Source organism: Streptomyces sp. NPDC054872 (genome assembly GCF_053610705.1).
The window spans coordinates 79352-97349 of record NZ_JBSGYY010000020.1; the positions used below are offsets into that span (position 1 = coordinate 79352).

The 17998-nt window shown below is 71.7% G+C and carries 16 protein-coding genes; 6 read left to right on the forward strand and 10 right to left on the reverse strand.

Going from position 1 to position 17998, the window contains the following annotated elements:
* Nucleotides 1–47: 47 nt before the first annotated feature.
* The 3 genes from ACWGIH_RS24340 to ACWGIH_RS24350 all read right to left on the reverse strand — a co-directional run bounded on the left by ACWGIH_RS24340 (nt 48) and on the right by ACWGIH_RS24350 (nt 2393).
* The gene (locus tag ACWGIH_RS24340; RefSeq protein WP_453446222.1) at nt 48–953 is read right to left on the reverse strand and encodes a GNAT family N-acetyltransferase; all 906 of its coding nucleotides are present in this window, start codon (nt 951–953) and stop codon (nt 48–50) included.
* 541 nt (nt 954–1494) lie between these two features.
* Nucleotides 1495–1944 carry a Zn-ribbon domain-containing OB-fold protein gene (locus ACWGIH_RS24345; protein ID WP_453446221.1) on the reverse strand — a complete coding sequence of 150 codons (450 nt, stop codon included), beginning with the start codon at nt 1942–1944 and terminating at the stop codon, nt 1495–1497.
* A complete protein-coding gene (locus ACWGIH_RS24350; protein WP_453446219.1) occupies nt 1941–2393 on the reverse strand; it encodes a DoxX family protein in 453 nt (150 codons plus the stop codon). The genes ACWGIH_RS24345 and ACWGIH_RS24350 overlap by 4 nt, the downstream gene beginning before the upstream one ends.
* Nucleotides 2394–2694: 301 nt before the next feature.
* On the opposite strand from ACWGIH_RS24350, the gene ACWGIH_RS24355 reads away from it, so the two are divergent.
* From ACWGIH_RS24355 to ACWGIH_RS24365, 3 genes are all read left to right on the forward strand, one after another.
* Entirely contained in the window at nt 2695–3855 is a 1161-nt protein-coding gene (locus ACWGIH_RS24355; protein WP_453446218.1) for a flavin-containing monooxygenase, read from the forward strand.
* 344 nt (nt 3856–4199) lie between these two features.
* Nucleotides 4200–6425, forward strand: coding sequence for an acetate--CoA ligase family protein (locus tag ACWGIH_RS24360; RefSeq protein ID WP_453446216.1), 2226 nt, complete (start codon nt 4200–4202; stop codon nt 6423–6425).
* A 121-nt stretch (nt 6426–6546) separates the two neighbouring features.
* Complete coding sequence (locus tag ACWGIH_RS24365) at nt 6547–7380, forward strand: enoyl-CoA hydratase/isomerase family protein (protein WP_453446215.1); 834 nt, start codon at nt 6547–6549, stop codon at nt 7378–7380.
* 33 nt (nt 7381–7413) lie between these two features.
* On the opposite strand, the gene ACWGIH_RS24370 is transcribed toward ACWGIH_RS24365, so the two are convergent.
* Nucleotides 7414–8355: a hypothetical protein gene (locus ACWGIH_RS24370; protein WP_453446213.1), complete on the reverse strand. Its 942-nt coding sequence runs from the start codon at nt 8353–8355 to the stop codon at nt 7414–7416.
* Nucleotides 8356–8459: 104 nt separating this feature from the next.
* On the opposite strand from ACWGIH_RS24370, the gene ACWGIH_RS24375 reads away from it, so the two are divergent.
* The gene (locus ACWGIH_RS24375; protein WP_453446211.1) at nt 8460–9059 is read left to right on the forward strand and encodes a flavin reductase family protein; all 600 of its coding nucleotides are present in this window, start codon (nt 8460–8462) and stop codon (nt 9057–9059) included.
* Here ACWGIH_RS24375 and ACWGIH_RS24380 read toward each other — a convergent pair.
* Nucleotides 9052–10365 (reverse strand): MFS transporter, encoded by a 1314-nt coding sequence (locus tag ACWGIH_RS24380; protein ID WP_453446210.1) that lies wholly within the window; start codon nt 10363–10365, stop codon nt 9052–9054. The genes ACWGIH_RS24375 and ACWGIH_RS24380 overlap by 8 nt on opposite strands.
* A gap of 59 nt (nt 10366–10424) precedes the next feature.
* Here ACWGIH_RS24380 and ACWGIH_RS24385 point away from each other — a divergent pair, with 59 nt between their 5' ends.
* A complete protein-coding gene (locus ACWGIH_RS24385; RefSeq protein ID WP_453446209.1) occupies nt 10425–11450 on the forward strand; it encodes a GlxA family transcriptional regulator in 1026 nt (341 codons plus the stop codon).
* Nucleotides 11451–11513: 63 nt separating this feature from the next.
* Here the strand turns inward: ACWGIH_RS24385 and ACWGIH_RS24390 are convergent, their stop codons facing one another.
* Genes ACWGIH_RS24390 through ACWGIH_RS24400 form a run of 3 tightly spaced genes read right to left on the reverse strand, consistent with a single transcriptional unit; the run spans nt 11514 to nt 14751 of the window.
* On the reverse strand, nt 11514–12584 hold the full coding sequence (locus ACWGIH_RS24390) for a Zn-dependent alcohol dehydrogenase (RefSeq protein ID WP_453446207.1): 1071 nt from the start codon (nt 12582–12584) through the stop codon (nt 11514–11516).
* Nucleotides 12581–13831 (reverse strand): acyl-CoA dehydrogenase family protein, encoded by a 1251-nt coding sequence (locus ACWGIH_RS24395; RefSeq protein ID WP_453446206.1) that lies wholly within the window; start codon nt 13829–13831, stop codon nt 12581–12583. The genes ACWGIH_RS24390 and ACWGIH_RS24395 overlap by 4 nt, the downstream gene beginning before the upstream one ends.
* A gap of 8 nt (nt 13832–13839) precedes the next feature.
* Nucleotides 13840–14751, reverse strand: a complete 912-nt coding sequence (locus ACWGIH_RS24400; RefSeq protein WP_453446204.1) for an SDR family oxidoreductase — start codon at nt 14749–14751, stop codon at nt 13840–13842.
* A gap of 84 nt (nt 14752–14835) precedes the next feature.
* Here ACWGIH_RS24400 and ACWGIH_RS24405 point away from each other — a divergent pair, with 84 nt between their 5' ends.
* On the forward strand, nt 14836–15819 hold the full coding sequence (locus tag ACWGIH_RS24405) for a cyclase family protein (RefSeq protein WP_453446203.1): 984 nt from the start codon (nt 14836–14838) through the stop codon (nt 15817–15819).
* 371 nt (nt 15820–16190) lie between these two features.
* Here ACWGIH_RS24405 and ACWGIH_RS24410 read toward each other — a convergent pair whose 3' ends face one another.
* Complete coding sequence (locus tag ACWGIH_RS24410; protein ID WP_453446202.1) at nt 16191–16682, reverse strand: ATP-binding protein; 492 nt, start codon at nt 16680–16682, stop codon at nt 16191–16193.
* Between the two features lie 428 nt (nt 16683–17110).
* Nucleotides 17111–17995: an acyl-CoA dehydrogenase family protein gene (locus ACWGIH_RS24415; RefSeq protein WP_453446200.1), complete on the reverse strand. Its 885-nt coding sequence runs from the start codon at nt 17993–17995 to the stop codon at nt 17111–17113.
* Between the last annotated feature and the right edge of the window lie 3 nt (nt 17996–17998).

Below are 17998 nucleotides of genomic sequence, written 5' to 3' on the forward strand. Positions count from 1 at the left end.
GTCACCGCTCGGGTGAAGGCCGGACCGGCGGGTGAGGGCCGGAGGGGTCAGCGCGTGGAGCCGTACATGAAGCTGTACTGCGTGAAGTCCCGGACCGGGCGGTAGCCGAGACGCTGATACAGCTCGTTGCTCGTGGGGTTGTCGGCGTCGGTGAAGAGCAGCACCTCGGCCGCGCCCGCCGCCAGCGCGGCACGGCTCACCTCGGCGGTGACCGCGCCCGCGTAGCCACGCCCGCGCAGGTGGGCGGGGGTGTAGACGGGGGCGACCCGGACCTGGCCCGCGACCCGGCGGGTGTTGCCCGCCATAGCGACAGGGGTGCCGTCGGGGCTCTCCCAGAGGGTGACGCCCCCGTAGGCGATGCGAGCGTCGGCCCACTCGCCGGCGCCCCTCGCGCCCTTCTCCCCGAGGGCCTCATTGAACTCCCCGTGCCAGCGCACGAGCAGCGCCCGGTCGGCGTCGCCCGCGATACGCGCGCCGCCGGCCGGTGCGGGCTCGGGCGGGGTCAGGGTGCCCAGGCGGTACAGCCGCTGGGGGTAGCTGACGGCGGCGGTGGCCTCCGTCCGGCGCTGCCAGGCCGACGCGAACGTGGCCGCCGTGACGCTCTCGGCCCCGACCCCGGCAGGTTCGAGTCCCGCGTCCGCGAGCACCCCCGCGAGCTCTTCGGCGGCGGCTTCGTCGGGCAGGGGGCTCAGGGCAAGGAAGTGGGGCGGGGTCCACACGAAGGCACCGGTCACCTGCCCGGTCCTGCCGCTCTCGCCCCCGGCACCCGTGCGGATTCCGAAGAGGGGGTCTTCCGTCCCGTACACATGCGGCCCGCGCACCCGCAGCGTGTCGGTGACGCTGAGCAGCGCGGTGTGCAGGGCGGGCGCCGAGTACAGAAAGGCACCAGCGCGGGAGAGAAATTCGCCAAGGTCAGAGGTCAACTGCCAGCCGGGAGAGGGAGAGAAGGCCATGGGCCATGATCCCCCGCACCGGGGCGCCGGGAGAAGCGGTTTACGGGGTGCGGGGGGGGCGGAGTACCCGGGGGGGCGGAGTACCGGGGGGGCGGAGTACGGGCTAGGCGGCACGTGGTGGCAGCACGGGCCGCGAAGTACAGGGGGGAACACGCGGTGGGCGGCACGGACGAGGGTTGCGGGCTACGCAGCACGGGCCGCGGAACTTGCGGTCGCAGCACAGGCTGGGGCGTACGGGCTACGCGGCAACGGCCACGGAACACGCGGTCACAGCACGGGCCGCAGAGTACGGGCTACGCAGCACGGGCCACGGAACACCCGGACGCAGCACAAGCTGCGGAGTACGGGACGCGGGCTACCCAGCACGCGGCGCACAGCACAGGCCGCCGAACACCCGGACGCAGCACAAGCTGCGGAGTACGGGGTGCGCAAGGCGGGGTGCGAAGTACGGCTTACCCAGCACACCGTGCGCAGCACAAGCCACCGAACACGCGCCGCGCAGCGCGAGCCCGCTCAGCCCCCTCTACGGCTCCCGCCGGCCTCACACCCCCCGCCGAAACACCGGCACCGTAACCTCCTCGCCCCCCTCCTCCCTCCCCGCCCCCCGGAACGCGACCTCAAGCGGCATCCCGATCCGCAGCTCGTCCTCCCCGCAGTCGACTATCTCCGTCATCATGCGTGGGCCCTCGGCGAGGTCGACGACGGCGGCCACGTACGGGACGCGGGAGCCGAACGGTGGCAGGTCGTTCCGGTGCACCACGGACCAGGTGTAGAGCGTGGCGGCGCCGCTCGCACGCTCCCAGGTGACGTCCTCGCTCCAGCAGTGCGGGCAGAACTCCCGCGGATAGTGGTGCGCCTTGCCGCACCCTCCGCAGCGGCGGATCAGGAGCTGCCCCTCGGCCGCCGCGTCCCAGTAGGGGCGGGTGAACGCGTCGGGCTCGGGACGGTCGAAGCGCGGGGCCCGGACCGGGCGCGAGGCCGGGGCGCTCACAGGAACAGCCCCAGCGCGTTGTCCAGCGACCACGTCTGCCAGGACATGGCGAACAGCGCGACGAGCGAGATCAGCGCCATCATCGCGTTCTGCCCCTGCTCGGCCCAGTCATGGATCATGAGGACGAGGTAGAGGAGATTGAGCAGCAGGCCCCCGATGAGCGCGACAGGGGTCAGGAAACCGACGACCAGGCCGAGTCCCAGGGCGAGTTCGGCGTACACGACGACGTACGCCATGGTCTTGGGGCGGGGCGCGACCACCGTCGAGAAGCCGCTGCGGACCGCGTTCCACTTGTGCTTCTGGGCGACATCTGCCGCCCACGCGATCCCCGTGCCCCGCTCGAACCAGCCCTTCTTGTCCTTGTGCCGCCAGCTCTCCAGCCACCACAGGCCGAGGCCTATGCGCAGCACGGCGAGCCATTCGGCGCCGGTGAGCCAGATCGTGTCCATGCGGCGGCTTCTCCCAGTCCGTTACGGGTCTCTGGCGGGGGGGCGGTACCGGTCCCTGGCGGGACGACTGCGCGCCCCCCCTGACGGCACGTCAGTTCACGCTTCTGACGGTACGTCAGTTCAGCGCATGCCCGTCGCGTGCGCAAGGGGCGTACGCAAGAGGGCGTACTCCGCGCGGGCCCGCCGACGTGCCACGCGACCCGTGGACGCAGGGCGCGCCGCGCATACCCGTGATCAATTCGCAACCGGTTTGGGGCTTGACCGTCCCCCATCAAGTGACCACGTGATTACTCTCAGATTCATGGCCGACACCACTCCCCCACAAGCGCCACAGCAAGACCGCCCTGTGTACGTCGTCGGCGGCGGACCCGGCGGACTCTCCGTCGCGGCCGCGCTGCGTGCCCGCGGCGTACGCGCGGTCGTGCTCGAGAAGTCCGACCGGGTCGGCGCCTCGTGGCGCAGGCACTACGACCGACTGCACCTGCACACGACGCGCCGCCTCTCCGCCCTGCCCGGCCTCGCGATACCCCGTTCCTTCGGACGCTGGGTGTCACGTGACAACGTCCTGCGCTACCTGGAGAAGTACGCGGAGTTCCACGAGCTGGAGATCGTCACCGGCGTCGAGGTGTCCCGCCTGGAGCGGGCGGCCGACGGCAACGGCTGGCTGCTGCACGCCACCGGCGGACGCGAGCTGACCGGCAGCGCGGTGGTGATCGCCACCGGGTACAACCACACGCCCCACGTACCGGACTGGCCCGGCCGCGACACGTACACGGGCGAGCTCGTGCACGCGAGCGCCTACCGCGACCCCGCCCCTTACGCGGGCAAGGACGTCCTGGTCGTGGGCGTCGGCAACACCGGCGCCGAGATCGCCGTCGACCTCGTCGCGGGCGGCGCGGCCCGCGTCCGTCTCGCCGTGCGCACCGCGCCGCACATCGTGCGCCGATCCACGATGGGCTGGCCCGCGCAGCGCACCGGCATCCTGTGCCGCAGGCTTCCCGTCCCGCTCGTGGACCGGCTCGCGGGCCCGATCGCGAAGGTGAGCGTCCCCGACCTGTCCACGAAGGGGCTGCCCCGCCCCGACTCGGGCCTGTACTCCCGCGTGAAGGAGGGCGCGATCCCGGTCCAGGACGTGGGCCTGATCGACGCGGTGCGCAAGGGCAAGGTCGAACCGGTCGCCGCGCTCGACTCCTTCGAGGACGGCAAGGTCGTCCTTGCCGACGGTACGCGGATCGGCCCCGAGGCGGTCATCGCGGCCACGGGATATCGCCGCGCCCTCGAACCGCTCCTCGGCGACCTCGGCGTACTCGACGAGAAGGGTGCCCCGCTGGTCCGCGGCGCCCGCACCTCGAAGTCGGCCCCCGGCCTGTACTTCACCGGCTTCACGAACCCCATCAGCGGAATGCTGCGGGAGATGGCGAGGGACGCCGAGAAGATCGCGAAGGCGGTGGCGAGACACTGAGCGGAAGCGCCCCGAAAGGGGCGCGAGGAGCTGCGCGATCAGCCGCCCCCGGCGCCGCAGACACCCGACGGACACTCGGCGCCTCAAAAGGGGCGCGAGGAACTGCGCGACCAGCCACGACGGCGCCCCCAGAGGCCCCACGGCCTTCCGCGGGCGCCCCGTTGGCCGGTATTGCCCCCTCCCGGAAGCCCGCCCCCAGGAGGGGGAGTATCCCCCCGGGGCACCTGGGTACCGCTAAAGGGCCGCCCCACTCTTTGCATGCAGCCCTGTTCCTGACACAGCGTCAGTTCAGTAATCTGACTATGCGTCAGTTGACTTCCTTTCCCACAGGAGCGGGCGGACCGATGCTTGGATCGACTTACGGCACCTTCACCACCGACCCCCGCCGCGCGCGTGTTGTGGCCTGCGGCGAAGCCCCGGCACCCGCCGTCCACGGACACGCCGCCACGGCGGACGACCTGGACGTCAGCGGACGCCCCCTGCACGCCGACATCCCGGATCTGGACCGGTTCTTCCGGCCCGAGTCCGTCGCCGTCATCGGCGCGTCGGACGCCGAAGGACGGCCGAACACCGGCATCACGCGCCAACTCATGGACTGGGCCGAGCGGTGCGGCGCCCGGCTGCACCCCGTGCATCCCACCCGGCAGTCCGTCTTCGGCACCCCCTGTTTCCCCTCCGTCGCCGACCTGCCGGAACAGGTCGATCTGGCCGTACTCCTCGTCAGTGACCCCCTTCCGGTGATCGAGGAACTCGCCGAGTCCAAGGTGAAGTTCGCCGTCGCCTTCGCCTCCGGCTTCGCGGAGACCGGCGAGGAAGGCGCGGCCGCCCAGGCCCGCCTGGCCGCCGCCGTGGAGCGCTCGGGCCTGCGGCTGCTCGGGCCCAACACCAACCTCAACGCCTTCGAGAAGTTCCGCGACGACCTCGAAGGCCCCGCCATCGCCCTGATCACCCAGTCCGGCCACCAAGGGCGCCCCGTCTTCGCGATGCAGGAGATCGGCGTACGCCTCTCGCACTGGGCGCCCACCGGGAACGAAGCCGACCTGGAGACCTCCGACTTCATCTCCTACTTCGCCGAACGCCCCGAGGTCGGGGCCATCGCCTGCTACGTCGAGGGGCTCAAGGACGGCCGCTCCTTCCTGCTCGCCGCCGACCGCGCCGCCCAGCGCGGCGTGCCCGTCGTCGCGGTCAAGGTCGGCCGCACCGAGACCGGCGCCCGCATGGCCGCCTCACATACCGGCAAGCTCACCGGCGCCGACACGGTCGTCGACGCGGCGATGCGGCAGTACGGCGTGATCCGCGTGGACGGTCTCGACGAACTCCAGGACACGTCCGCCCTGTTGGCGCGCGCGAGGCCTCCCAAGGCCGAGGGCGTCGTCGTGTATTCGATCTCGGGCGGCACGGGCGCGCACTTCTCGGACCTGGCGACCGAGGCGGGGCTGCGGCTCCCGCCGCTCTCGGACGCCAAGCAGGCGGAGCTGCACCAGTGGATACCCGACTACCTGAACGTCGCCAACCCCGTCGACAACGGCGGGCACCCGGTGGGCGACTGGCGCGGCCGGAAGATCATCGACGCGATCCTGGACGATCCGGAGGTGGGGGTGCTGATCTGCCCCATCACCGGGCCCTTCCCGCCCATGAGCGACAAACTGGCGCAGGATCTGGTGGACGCGGCGGAGCAGACGGACAAGCTGGTGTGCGTGGTGTGGGGCTCGCCCGTGGGCACGGAGGAGGCCTACCGCACGACGCTGCTCGGCTCGTCCCGCGTCGCCACCTTCCGTACGTTCGCCAACTGCATCACGGCGGTGCGGGCCTATCTCGACCACCACCGCTTCACGACCCGCTACCGCTCCCCCTTCGCCGACGCCCCGCGCACGGCGTCGCCGTCCTTCCGCAAGGCCCAGGCGCTGATGCGGTCCGGCCAGCAGTTGAGCGAGCACGCGGCGAAGCAGTTGCTGCGCGCGTACGGGATTCGCGTACCGCGCGAGCAGTTGGTGACCAGCGCGGCGGCGGCCGTGCGGGCGGCGGGGCTCGTCGGCTACCCGGTGGTGATGAAGGCGTCCGGGTCGCGGCTCGCCCACAAGAGCGACCTGGGCCTGGTGAAGGTCGGGCTGACCTCGGCGAGTCAGGTACGCGACGCCTACCGCGACCTGACCGACATCGCCCGGTACGAAGGCATCGCGCTTGACGGCGTGCTGGTCTGCCAGATGGTGGAGCGGGGCGTCGAGATGGTGGTGGGCGTGACGCAGGACGAGTTGTTCGGGCCGACGGTGACCGTCGGGCTCGGGGGTGTCCTCGTCGAGGTGCTGCGGGACGTGGCCGTGCGGGTGCCGCCCTTCGGGGAGGACCAGGCCCTCGCGATGCTGTCCGAGCTGCGCGGGCGGCCCTTGCTGGACGGGGTCCGCGGGGGGCCGCCGGTCGATGTCGACGCGCTCGTCGAGGTGGTGCTCCGGGTCCAGCGGATGGCTCTTGAGCTGGGTGACGAGTTGGCGGAGCTGGACATCAACCCCCTGATGGTGCTGCCCCGGGGGCAGGGGGCGGTCGCCCTGGACGCCTTGGCCGTCTGCCGGTGAGCGGGTTCTCAGGGCGTCGCATCGCGGCCAATCTCCCCCGACGACCCGGTCGCCCACCCGCCAGAACACCCGCCTGAGCACCCGCCCGAACACCCCGCAGCGAAATGGAGTACGCAGCCCCATGACACCCTCCCCCGAAGCCGGAACTGATCCAACCGATCCCTTCGACTCATTGGTACTCCACGCCACTGACAACGGCGTCTCGTGGATCACGCTCAACCGGCCGGAGGCCATGAACGCCGTCACCTGGGACCAGCGCGAACGCCTCATCTCGCTCCTCGCGGACGCCTCCGCCGACCCCGGCGTCCGAGCCGTCGTCATCACCGCCACCGGCAAGGGATTCTGCGCCGGGGCGGATCTGCGCGGTGCTCCCGGCGGTGGCGCCGAGCGCGTCCCGGGTGACGTGGCCCGCGTGATCAGGCTGGGCGCACAGCGCCTCATCGCCGCCGTACTGGACTGCGAGAAGCCGGTCATCGCCGCGGTGAACGGGACCGCCGCCGGGATCGGCGCGCATCTCGCGTTCGCCTGCGACCTGGTCATCGCCGCGGAACAGGCCAAGTTCATCGAGGTGTTCGTGCGCCGGGGCCTGGTGCCCGACGGCGGCGGCGCCTATCTCCTGCCGCGCCTCATCGGCCCGCAACGGGCCAAGGAGCTGCTGTTCTTCGGGGACTCCGTGCCGGCCCCGGACGCCGAACGGCTCGGCCTCGTCAATCGCGTCGTACCGGCCGACGAACTGGAGAAGACGGCGCGCGCCTGGGCGGAACGCCTCGCCACGGGACCGACCCGCGCCCTCGCCATGACCAAGCAACTGGTCAACGCGTCCCTCGAATCGGACCGCGCCACCGCCTTCGCGGCGGAGGCGGCGGCCCAGGAGATCAACATGACGACGACGGACGCGAACGAGGGAGTGACCAGCTTCGTGGAGCGGCGTTCGCCTTCTTACGAGGGGCGCTGAGGCTGCCTCCGGCCCACCAGAAGCCGAGCGGCCTCAGTCCTTCACCAGTTTCTCGATCTCGAGGGCGTCCGGGTCGCCGGACGTCACGAACAGCTCGGGGGCGTCCTCCGTGCCGCCGATCGACCAGGCCTGCGAGCCCTGGCAACCGTCCAGCTCGATGTCGACCGTGGGCCGGCCGTCGGTTTCGTCGACGCCGGTCGTCCAGGTGCCGGTCACTTCGCAGCCCGAGAGTCCCGTCTCGTCCAGGACGTCGTCCGGGGCGACGATGCCGGACTCGTCCTCCTCGTCGGCCGGAAGCTCCGCGAGCTCGGCGCGCCCGTCCGCCGTCAGCCTCAGCACGGCCCTGTCGCCGCCCTCGTCCCGCCACACCCCGGCGAGCTGCTCATCGCTGAGCCGCGGCGGCTCGTACCCCTTGATGAGTCCCGTGGCGGAAGCCACGCCGGCCACTGCCATGAGCACCACGCACAGCCCCACCGACGCGAGCCCCGACCGGAACCAGATGCTGCGCAGCCGCACGGGCCCCTCGCTCGCCCGCCTCTCCCAGTACGCGAGGGCCAGCGCGGGCAGCACCCCGCCGGCCGCCCCCCACAGCGTCGGTTCGACGAACGGTCCGCCCAGAGCGACGAAGAGGAGCCCCCACCCCGCGCCCGGCAGCAGTTGGGCGCCGACCACCCAGGCCCACTCCGGGCCCCGTCCGGCCTTCCGCCGCGCCGCCCGCCCGATGACCGTCGCCGGAACGACCTGCACGCACGCGTGCACCAGGCCGAGGACCGGAAGGATCAGCGGCAGAAAGATGGCCACACAGACCAGGCCGATGGCGCCACCCTCGTCTGCCCCGTAGCTGTCGTTGTCCAGGGAGAGCACGAAGGCGACCACTCCGGCCGCGGGCAGCTGAGCGGCGCACGCCGCACTGGCCGCGGCCATTCCGCCGCCCCAGGGGTCCCGCGCGTCGTCCCGTGTGTCTCCCCACCTCATGGGCTGAAGATACGCAGACTCTCGCATTGCCGATGAGGCAGCCCGCACTCTTCCCATCTGACGACCCGTCAGCTTCAATGGCTGGTGTGATGGGACATGCGGGGATGGCGGCCACCGTCGTCCGATACCTCAGGTCGGTCGGAGCACCGACCGCCACCGGCCCGGTCGAAGCCCTCCCGCGCCCGCAGCTGCGGGCCGTCGGTGACGACGAGCGGGCGCCGCTCGGCGCGGGCGAGTTCCGGCGGGTGCTCGGGAACTTCGCGACCGGCGTGACCGTTGTCACGGCACCGGCATCCGAAGGGGAGGAAGGCCCGGCGGGGTTCGCCTGCCAGTCGTTCTCCTCGCTCTCCCTCGACCCGCCCCTGGTCTCCTTCATGGTCGCGCGTACGTCGACGACGTGGCCCCGCATCGCACGCGCGGGCGTCTTCTGCGTCAACATCCTGGGAGCCGACCAGGGAGCCCTGTGCCGCGGCTTCGCGGTGAGCGGCGCCGACAAGTTCGCGGGGGTCGTGTATGACGCGGCGCCCGTCACCGGCTCGCCCCGGCTGGCCGGCGTACCGGCCTGGATCGACTGCACGATCCAGGCGGTGCACACCGGGGGCGACCACCTGATCGTGGTCGGCAGGGTGGACGCCCTGGGGGCCGCCGACGACGGCGAACCGCTCCTGTTCCACCGGGGCAAGTTCGGCACGCTCGCTACGTAACGGTCTTCTCTTCACCGGCCCGGCGGATGACCAGGGCCATCAGCGCCGCCGCCGCGCACAACGCCCCCGAGGCGATCCACATCACGTCGTACGACCCGAAGGTGTCGCGCACGACGCCGCCGACGACGGCCACGAGCGCGGCTCCCACCTGGTGCGAGGCGAGCACCCAGCCGAAGACGATGGCGCTGTCGTCGCCGTACTGCTCGCGGCACAGGGCCAGGGTCGGCGGCACGGTGGCCACCCAGTCCAGTCCGTAGAAGACGATGAAGAAGATCATCGGTGGGTGCACGGCCGAGTCGAGCAGCAGCGGCAGGAAGAGCAGCGAGACCCCGCGCAGCGCGTAGTACACGGCAAGCAGCCGACGTGCGTCGAAGCGGTCCGTGAGCCAGCCGGAGGCGATCGTCCCCACGACGTCGAAGACGCCGATGACGGCGAGCAGTGAGGCGGCCGCCGTGATCGGCATGCCGTGGTCGTGCGCGGCAGGAATGAAGTGCGTCTGGATCAGGCCGTTCGTCGAGGCGCCGCAGATCGCGAAGGTCCCCGCGAGCAGCCAGAACGGCCCGGTGCGGGCCGCCTTGAACAGCACGGTGACCGCCCGTCGCGCGGCGCCCGTGGCGGGCGGGGGCTTCGGCACGAACTCCTCGGAGCCGTACGGCTTCAGGCCCACGTCGGCCGGGTGGTCGCGCAGGAGCAGCCAGACGAACGGCACGACGGCGAGCGCGGCCAGGGCGACGGTCACCGCGGCGGGCCGCCACTCATGGGTCTGCACGAGCCAGGAGAGCACCGGCAGGAAGATCAGCTGCCCGGAGGCGGAGGCGGCCGTCAGGATGCCGGTGACGAGTCCGCGCCGCGTGGTGAACCAGCGGTTGGTGACGGTGGCGGCGAAGGCGAGCGCCATGGACCCCGAGCCGAGCCCGACGAGCAGTCCCCAGCACAGCAGCAGTTGCCAGGCGTGCTCCATCCACACGGTGAGGCCGGAGCCGAGCGCGATCACGACGAGCGCGACGGCGACGACCCTGCGGATGCCGAAGCGGTCCATCAGCGCGGCGGCGAACGGCGCGGTGAGTCCGTACAGCGCGAGGTTGATGGAGACCGCGAGGCCGATCGTGCCGCGCGACCAGGAGAACTCTTCGTGCAGCGGGTCGATGAGCAGGCCCGGCAGGGAGCGGAAGGCGGCGGCGCCAATGATCGTCACGAAGGTCACGGCGGCGACGCACCACGCCCGGTGGATACGGCGCCGCCCCGGCACCTCCAGGGGCGGCTCCACCGCCTGATTCACGTCTGTCTGGGTCACGACAACCAGCATCCGGATGCGTCCAGGTCCGAACGAGTGGCCCGAAGGACAGCATTGACTAGGATCGGGCCATGACCTCAGCGACCGGCGTCCCGGATGTGCCCGCCACCGCCCGCCATCGTGTGGTGGTCCTGGCCCTGGACGGCGTCATCCCCTTCGAGTTCGGCATCCCGCAGCGGATCTTCGGCCGCGCGCGGACCGCCGACGGCGCGCTGCTGTACGAGGTCGTGACCGCCTCCGTCCGGGAGCCGGGCCCGGTGCGCACGGACGCCGACTTCTCGATCCTCGTGGAGAACGGCCCGCAGGCCCTGGCCACGGCCGACACGGTCGTGATCCCCGCGTCGTACGAACTGGGTCCGGTCTACGAGGAGGGCCGCCTGACCGGCGAACTGGCGTCGGCCCTGGCCCACATCCGGCCGGGCACCCGCATGATCTCCATCTGCACGGGCGGGTACGTCCTGGCGGCGGCGGGCTATCTCGACGGGCGCACGGCGACGACGCACTGGGCGTCGGCGGAGCACTTCCAGCGTCTTTTCCCGCGGATCACGGTGGATCCGGAGGTGCTCTTCATCGACGACGGGGACGTGCTCACCTCGGCGGGGGTGGCGGCGGGCCTCGACCTCTGCCTCCATGTCGTGCGCGGCGACCACGGAACGTCGGTCGCCAATGACGTCGCACGCCGTACGGTGGTGCCGCCGCACCGGGACGGTGGCCAGGCCCAGTACATCCAACGCCCCGTCCCCGAACCGCAGTTCGCGACGACGACGTCCGCGCGGGCGTGGGCCATCGGCCGCCTCCACGAGCCGATCCAGCTCCGTGACATGGCGGACCAGGAGTCCATGTCCGTACGCACCTTCACGCGCCGTTTCCGCGAGGAGGTGGGCATCAGCCCCGGACAGTGGCTCGCGCAGCAGCGGGTCGAGCGGGCCCGCCATCTCCTGGAGTCGAGCGACCTCTCCGTGGACCGGATCGCGCGGGACGCGGGCTTCGGCACGGCGCAGTCGATGCGGGCGCACCTGCAGGCGGCCCTGGGTGTCACCCCGACGGCATACCGCCGCACGTTCCGCGACGGCGTGCACGCCGGCCCTGTGCGCTGACCTGGGGCCACTCACCGGAAGAGGCCGGAAGAGGCCCCCGCCCGGCCGGTCACCCCGCCGGGACTAGAACGTCAGCACCCCCCGCGCCACCCGCCCCGCCTCCGCGTCCCCCACCGCCTTCGCGAAGTCCTCCACGGGGTACGTCGCCGTCACCAGCTCGTCGAGGAGCAGGCGGCCCTCCCGGTAGAGCTCCGCGTACAGGGCGAAGTCCCGTTGCGGGCGGGCCGAGCCGTAGCGGCAGCCCAGGATCGACTTGTCCAGGAACAGGGACGACACCAGGAACGACGCCTCGGCCGTGGCCGGTGGCACGCCAAGCAGGATCGCCTGACCGTGCCGGTCGAGGAGGTCGATCGCCTGCCGGATCAGCTCGACCCGGCCCACGCACTCGAAGACGTGGTCCGCCCCCGTCGGCAGCAGCTCCTTCACGCCGTCCGCCGTCGCAGACGAGAAGAAGTGCGTGGCGCCGAACTGCCGTGCCACCGGCTCCTTCCCGGGGTTCGCGTCGACGGCCACGATCCGTGTCGCACCGGCGATCCTTGCCCCCTGCAGCACGTTCAGGCCGATGCCACCGGTCCCGATCACCACGACGCTGTCCCCGCGGTCGACCTTCGCCCGGTTGAGCGCGGCGCCGACCCCCGTCACCACCCCGCAACCGATCAGCGCGGCCGACGTCAGCGGAATGTCCTCCGGGATCTTCACGGCCTGCACGGCCTTCACCACCGTGCGTTCCGCGAAGGCGGAGTTCGCCGCGAACTGGTGGATGGGCTCGCCGCCCCGCGAGAACGGCTGGTCGGGCATCCCGATCGCGCGCCGGCACATGGTCGGCCGCCCCCGGTTGCACTCCCCGCATGCCCCGCAGCTCGCGATGGTCGACAGGGCCACGTGGTCACCGGCCGTCACATGGGTCACCCCCGCGCCGACCGCCTCCACCACCCCCGCGCCTTCGTGCCCGAGCACCACCGGCGAGGGGAAGGGGATGGTCCCGTCGATCACCGAGAGGTCGCTATGGCACAGGCCGGCGGCCTTGACGGCGACCAGTACCTCCCCCGGCCCCGGGTCCCGTATCTCCAGGTCGTCGACGACCTCGACCCTGCTGCCCTCGGCCCTGCTCCTGTCGAAAACGACACCCCTCATCGCGACTCCCTCGGCAGGCCGAGCACACGCTCGGCGATGATGTTCCGCTGAATCTCGTCCGAGCCGCCATAAATGGTGTCGGCCCGCGTGAAGAGGAAGAGCCGCTGCGCCGCGTCGAGTTCGTAGGGCGCGCTCTCGCTCCAGTCCCCGGGGCCGACCGCCCCCGCGGCCCCCCGCACGGCCATGGCCAGTTCCCCCAGGCGCTGATGCCACCCGCCCCACAGCAGCTTGGCCACACTCGGCGCGCCCGCCGCCGCTTCAGGACCGGAGCGGCCCGAACTCCCCAACGTACGCAGTGCGTTCCACCGCATGACCCGCAATTCCGCCCACTGCCGTACGAGCCGGTCGCGCAGCACGGGGTCCTCGACGTCCCCGCTCGCGACGGCCTCCCGGACGACGCCGACCAGCTCCTCCGCGAAGCCGATCTGTTGGACGAGCGTGGAGACGCCTCGCTCGAAGCCGAGCAGGCCCATGGCGACGCGCCACCCGTTGCCGGCGCCGCCCACCACGTGCGAGGCACGCGCGATCGCTCCGTCGAAGAAGACCTCGTTGAACTCGCTCGTTCCCGTCAACTGCCGTATGGGCCGCACCTCGACGCGGCCTGGCTGGTCCATCGGGACCAGCAGGAAGGAGATTCCCCGGTGCCCGGTGGATCCCGCCTCCGTCCGCGCGAGCACGAAACACCAGTCCGCCTCGTGCGCGAGGGAGGTCCAGATCTTCTGCCCGGAGACGCGGTACACGTCGCCGTCCCGCACCGCCGAGGTCCGCAGCGCCGCCAGGTCCGATCCGGCCCCCGGCTCGCTGTAGCCCTGGCACCACAGCGCCTCGCCGCGCGCGATGGGCGGCAGGAACTCGTCCCGCTGCTCCTGTGTGCCATGGGCGAGGAGCGTGGGGGCCAGCAGGTTCTCGCCGATGTGGCCGTAGCGTCCGGGCGCCCGCACGCGCGCGTACTCCTCGGCCCAGACGACCTGCTGGGTCAGCGTCGCCAGCCGGTTTCCGTACGCGCCACGGCCCGACCCCGAACCGGCCGCAGAGCCGGCGCCCCCCTCCGCATCCCACCCGAGGCCGATCCACCCGCCCCGCCCCAACTCCCGCTCCCAGGCGCGCCTTTCCGCCGACCCCTCATGTTCGCTGCCGGGCCCGCCACGCCCCGCCGCCCCGGCGAACACCCCCGTCAGGTGCTCGCCGAGCCACGCCCGCGCCTCCGCCCGGAACTCCTCGTCGCGCGGCCCGAATCCGAACTCCACCGCCCGGCCTACGCGTTCGGCCGGTCTTTGGCGGCCGCGGCCTTCGCCATCGCCTCCAGCTGGGCCAGCATCGGCATCGGGTCGACCCCCACCGTCCCCGGCAGGAAGTCGGCGATCTTCTCCGGGGTCCAGCCGCCCTCGACATACCCGGCGCGCAGCTCACGCGGCTGGGCCCATACGGCGATCTTCGGCCCGGCGACCGTGTAGACCTGCCCGGTGATCCTCTCCTGCCGGGCCCGCTCGCTCAGCAGATACGTGACAAGGGCGGCCACGTCCTCCGGCTCCCCGATCTCCTTCAGCTCCATGGGCACGTTGGCGGACATCCGGGTGCGCGCGACGGGCGCCACCGCGTTCGCCGTCACTCCGTATTTGTTCAGGCCGAGGGCCGCGCTGCGCACCAGCGAGATGATGCCGCCCTTGGCCGCGCTGTAGTTGGCCTGCGCGACGGAACCCTGGTGGTTGCCGCTGGTGAAGCCGATCAGCGTGCCCGTGCCCTGCTTGCGCATGACCGCCGACGCCGCCCTGAAGACGGTGAAAGTGCCCTTCAGGTGCGTGGCGAGGACCGGGTCCCACTCCTGCTCGGACATGTTGAACAGCATCCGCTCGCGCAGGATCCCGGCCACGCACACCACGCCGTCGATGCGCCCGTACTCGGCGAGCGCGATGTCGACGATCCGCTGCCCGCCCGCCATGGTGGAGATGTCGTCGGCGACGGCCACGGCTTCGCCGCCCGCCGCCTGGATCTCCTTGACCACGCCGTCGGCTATCTCACTGGTCGGTTCCGCGCCCTCCATGGAGACGCCGTAGTCGTTCACGACGACCTTCGCCCCCTCGGCCGCGGCGGCGAGCGCGACCGCTCTGCCGATGCCGCGCCCGGCACCGGTCACGGCCACCACCTTGCCTGCCAAGAAGTTCCCCACGTCCGGCCCCTTCCCGCGGTTTCTGACGGACCGTTAGATTCTATGACCCGTCAGGTACCTGAAGACAAGACCCGGGGAGGGCCCATGTCAGACTCGGCACCCACAGGCTCGGCATCCACAGGCTCCGCGGAACCGACCGGATCAGCCCTGCCGCCCGAGTTCTTCGACATCGCCAAACGCGTGAACAACTGGGGCCGTTGGGGCGTCGACGACGAGATCGGCACCCTCAACCTCATCACCGACGAGGTGGTCCGCGAGGCCGCCGCCACCATCCGCACCGGCCGCCGCGTCCCGCTCGCGCTCCCACTCAAGGAGGACGGCGTCCAGACGGGCCTGATACCCGGCCGGGTCAACCCCCTGCACGCGATGGTGCAGATCAACCAGGAGCTCTTCGGCCCCGGCACGGTCGCCACCAGCGACGACGCCGTCACGATGGGCCTGCAGACGGCCACCCACTGGGACGCGCTCACCCACGCGTCGCACTCGGGAAAGATCTACAACGGCCGCCCCGCGGACACCATCACCGCCCACACCCGCGCACAGTTCAGCGGCATCGACAAGGTGCCGCACCTCGTCTCGCGCGGCGTGCTCCTTGACGTCGCCCGCGCCAAGGGCCTGGACCGGCTGCCCGGTGATCACGCGGTCACCTCCGAAGACCTGGCGGAGGCGGAGGAGTTCGCGGGGCTCACCGTCCGCGCCGGCGACATCGTCCTCGTACGCACCGGGCAGATCCAGACCTACCTGGCGGGCGACAAGCACGCGTACGGATACCCGTCCCCCGGCCTCTCGGTGCGCACCCCCGAGTGGTTCCACGCACGCGATGTCGCGGCGGTCGCCAACGACACCCTCACCTTCGAGATCTTCCCGCCGGAGATCGAGAACCTCTGGCTGCCCGTACACGCGCTCGACCTGGTGGAGATGGGGATGCTGCAGGGCCAGAACTGGAATCTGGAAAAGTTGTCCACAGCCTGTGCAGAAGTTTCCCGCTACAGCTTCCTGCTCTCCGCGATGCCCGAGCCGTTCGTCGGCGGCACCGGGACGCCCGTCGCGCCGGTGGCGGTGTTGTGAGCCTTCGGATGGCGGCGCCCCGGCTCCCGCCCCGAGCGCGTTGCCGCGCGCGCCGCCATCCGGCTCCGGCGCCCTGGTCCTGCCCTCCTCGGCCACGAAGGGACCGACGCCGACGGCGACTCACGTCTCGCCGAGGACCGGGTCACACGTCACCGTCCCTCGGCGTCCCCTCGCGGCGAATCGCTGCACACAAGCGTGATCAATCGGGCACTGTACGTCAACACCCGTCCGGTGATTAATGAATTATGCCGCTTATGTACTGGCCGCGCACGGCCGCGCATCGTGGCACGCGACGGCGCATGCGGGCGCCCGGGGCCGCCGCGCGGGGGCTCCGGACCGTCGTGCGGAGGCTCCGGACCGTCATGCGGGGCTCAGACAGCCTCGTACGCCACGTCCTCGTAGGTCGTCCCGTCGAACGCGACCGCCGCGACTCCCGGCTCGCACCGGTCCACCTCGCACCAGATGCTCTTTCCCGCGCCCTCGGCCTGCCAGCCCCAGCGATCGGCGAGGCCGTCGACGAGTTCCAGGCCCCGGCCGTTGGTCGCGTCACCGTCGGCGTGCCGCTGCTTAGGCGGACGCGCGCTGGCATCGGCGACCTCGACCCTGACCGTCCCCGCTCCCGCCTCGGCGGCCTCGTCGGGCACGTCCGGGAGGTCGGGGAGCCGCATGCGCAGCACGGCCGGACAGCCCGTGTGCACGACCGCGTTGGTGACCAGCTCCGAGATCAGCAGGATCAGCGTCTCGGCCAGTGGCTCGTCGGCCCCTATCCCGGAACCGGCGAGCCGCGAACGCGCCCACCTCCGAGCCCGTCCCACCTCTGCGGGGTCGGGCCTGACCTCCAGCTGAACTTGAAGCACCTGCACCGCTCACACCATCCGAACCGGCGGACACATCGCCTCGCGACTCCACGGGGTCACGGAACGTGATCCCCTTGAGAGACAGCATGGTTGACGTTCAGTCACCCCAACAAGCGCTTCAGGCATATTCCAGCGCGAAGGAGTACGCGTGCGGCATACTGTGCGACGCGCGCTGCGGGGGGTCGAACAGGCGGGCATGTAGCCCCTTCCTGCACTGCGAGTGGCGTGCATTGCCGGGTCCGGCGCCGCCTCAGGGGCAACACCGGCATGGCTCGACCTCAGAACCACTCGCATCTGACACAAGGTACCGGAGCGGAAGCCCGACTCCATGCCGTGACGAGTCACGCATAGGACACAACCCGATATCGACGCTCAGTAGCCTCCCCCCACTTCGCGGACTTCACAAGTCGATCACTCTGTGCGCTCACGGGGGTTCACAGGGCCGCCGCCAGCTCTTCCTCGGCCCGCGCGGCCGACTGCCCGAGGCCGGTACGCACCCAGGCCCGCTTCAGATGCAGGTGCACGTCGGCCTCCCAGGTGAAGCCCATCCCGCCGTGCACCTGGAGGCAGTCGCGCGCGCCGCGCACCGCCGCGTCGTCGGCGAGCAGCTTGGCCGCCGCGATCTCCGCGACGTCACCGGTCACTGACGCTGCGTACACGGCGGCGCGGGCGACCTCTGTCCGGACGAGCATCTGAGCGCAGAGGTGCTTGACGGCCTGGAAGGACCCGATGGAACGGCCGAATTGCGTACGTTCCTGGGCATAACGGACCGCCATCTCGCAGGTCTTGCCCGCGCTGCCGAGCTGCTCCGCCGCGAGCAGCAGGTCCGCCGGGCCCGCCTCCGGGGCGGCCCCGCTTCCCCGCCCGTCGTCGTCGCGCACCCGGTGCAGCGGGGTCAGCGGGTCGACCGACCGCAGCGGCACGGCTCCGGAGGCATCGCCCTGGACCACGTCCGCCTCGTCCAGCCAGGGAACGAGGCCACCGGACACGGCCGTCACCACGGTTGCCCCCTGGGCCGCTCCCGCGACGTCGGGCGCCGCGAGGAACGTGGCCACCAGTGGCCCGGGGAGCAGGACGCGCCCCGCCTCCTCGAACGCCAACACGGCCTCCGGAAGTCCGAGTCCGACCCCGCCCTCGTCCTCGGGCACCCGCAGCGAGAAGAACCCGGCGTCCCCGAGCTCCCGCCACAGGACCCGGTCCAGCGAGGGCGCCCCGGAGTCCGCGGCCTCCCGCAGCGCGGACCCATCGAACCGCCCCTCCAGGACTTCGCGCACCCCGTCCCGCAACGCCCTCTGGTCCTGCGTGAGTTGAAAGTCCACGCG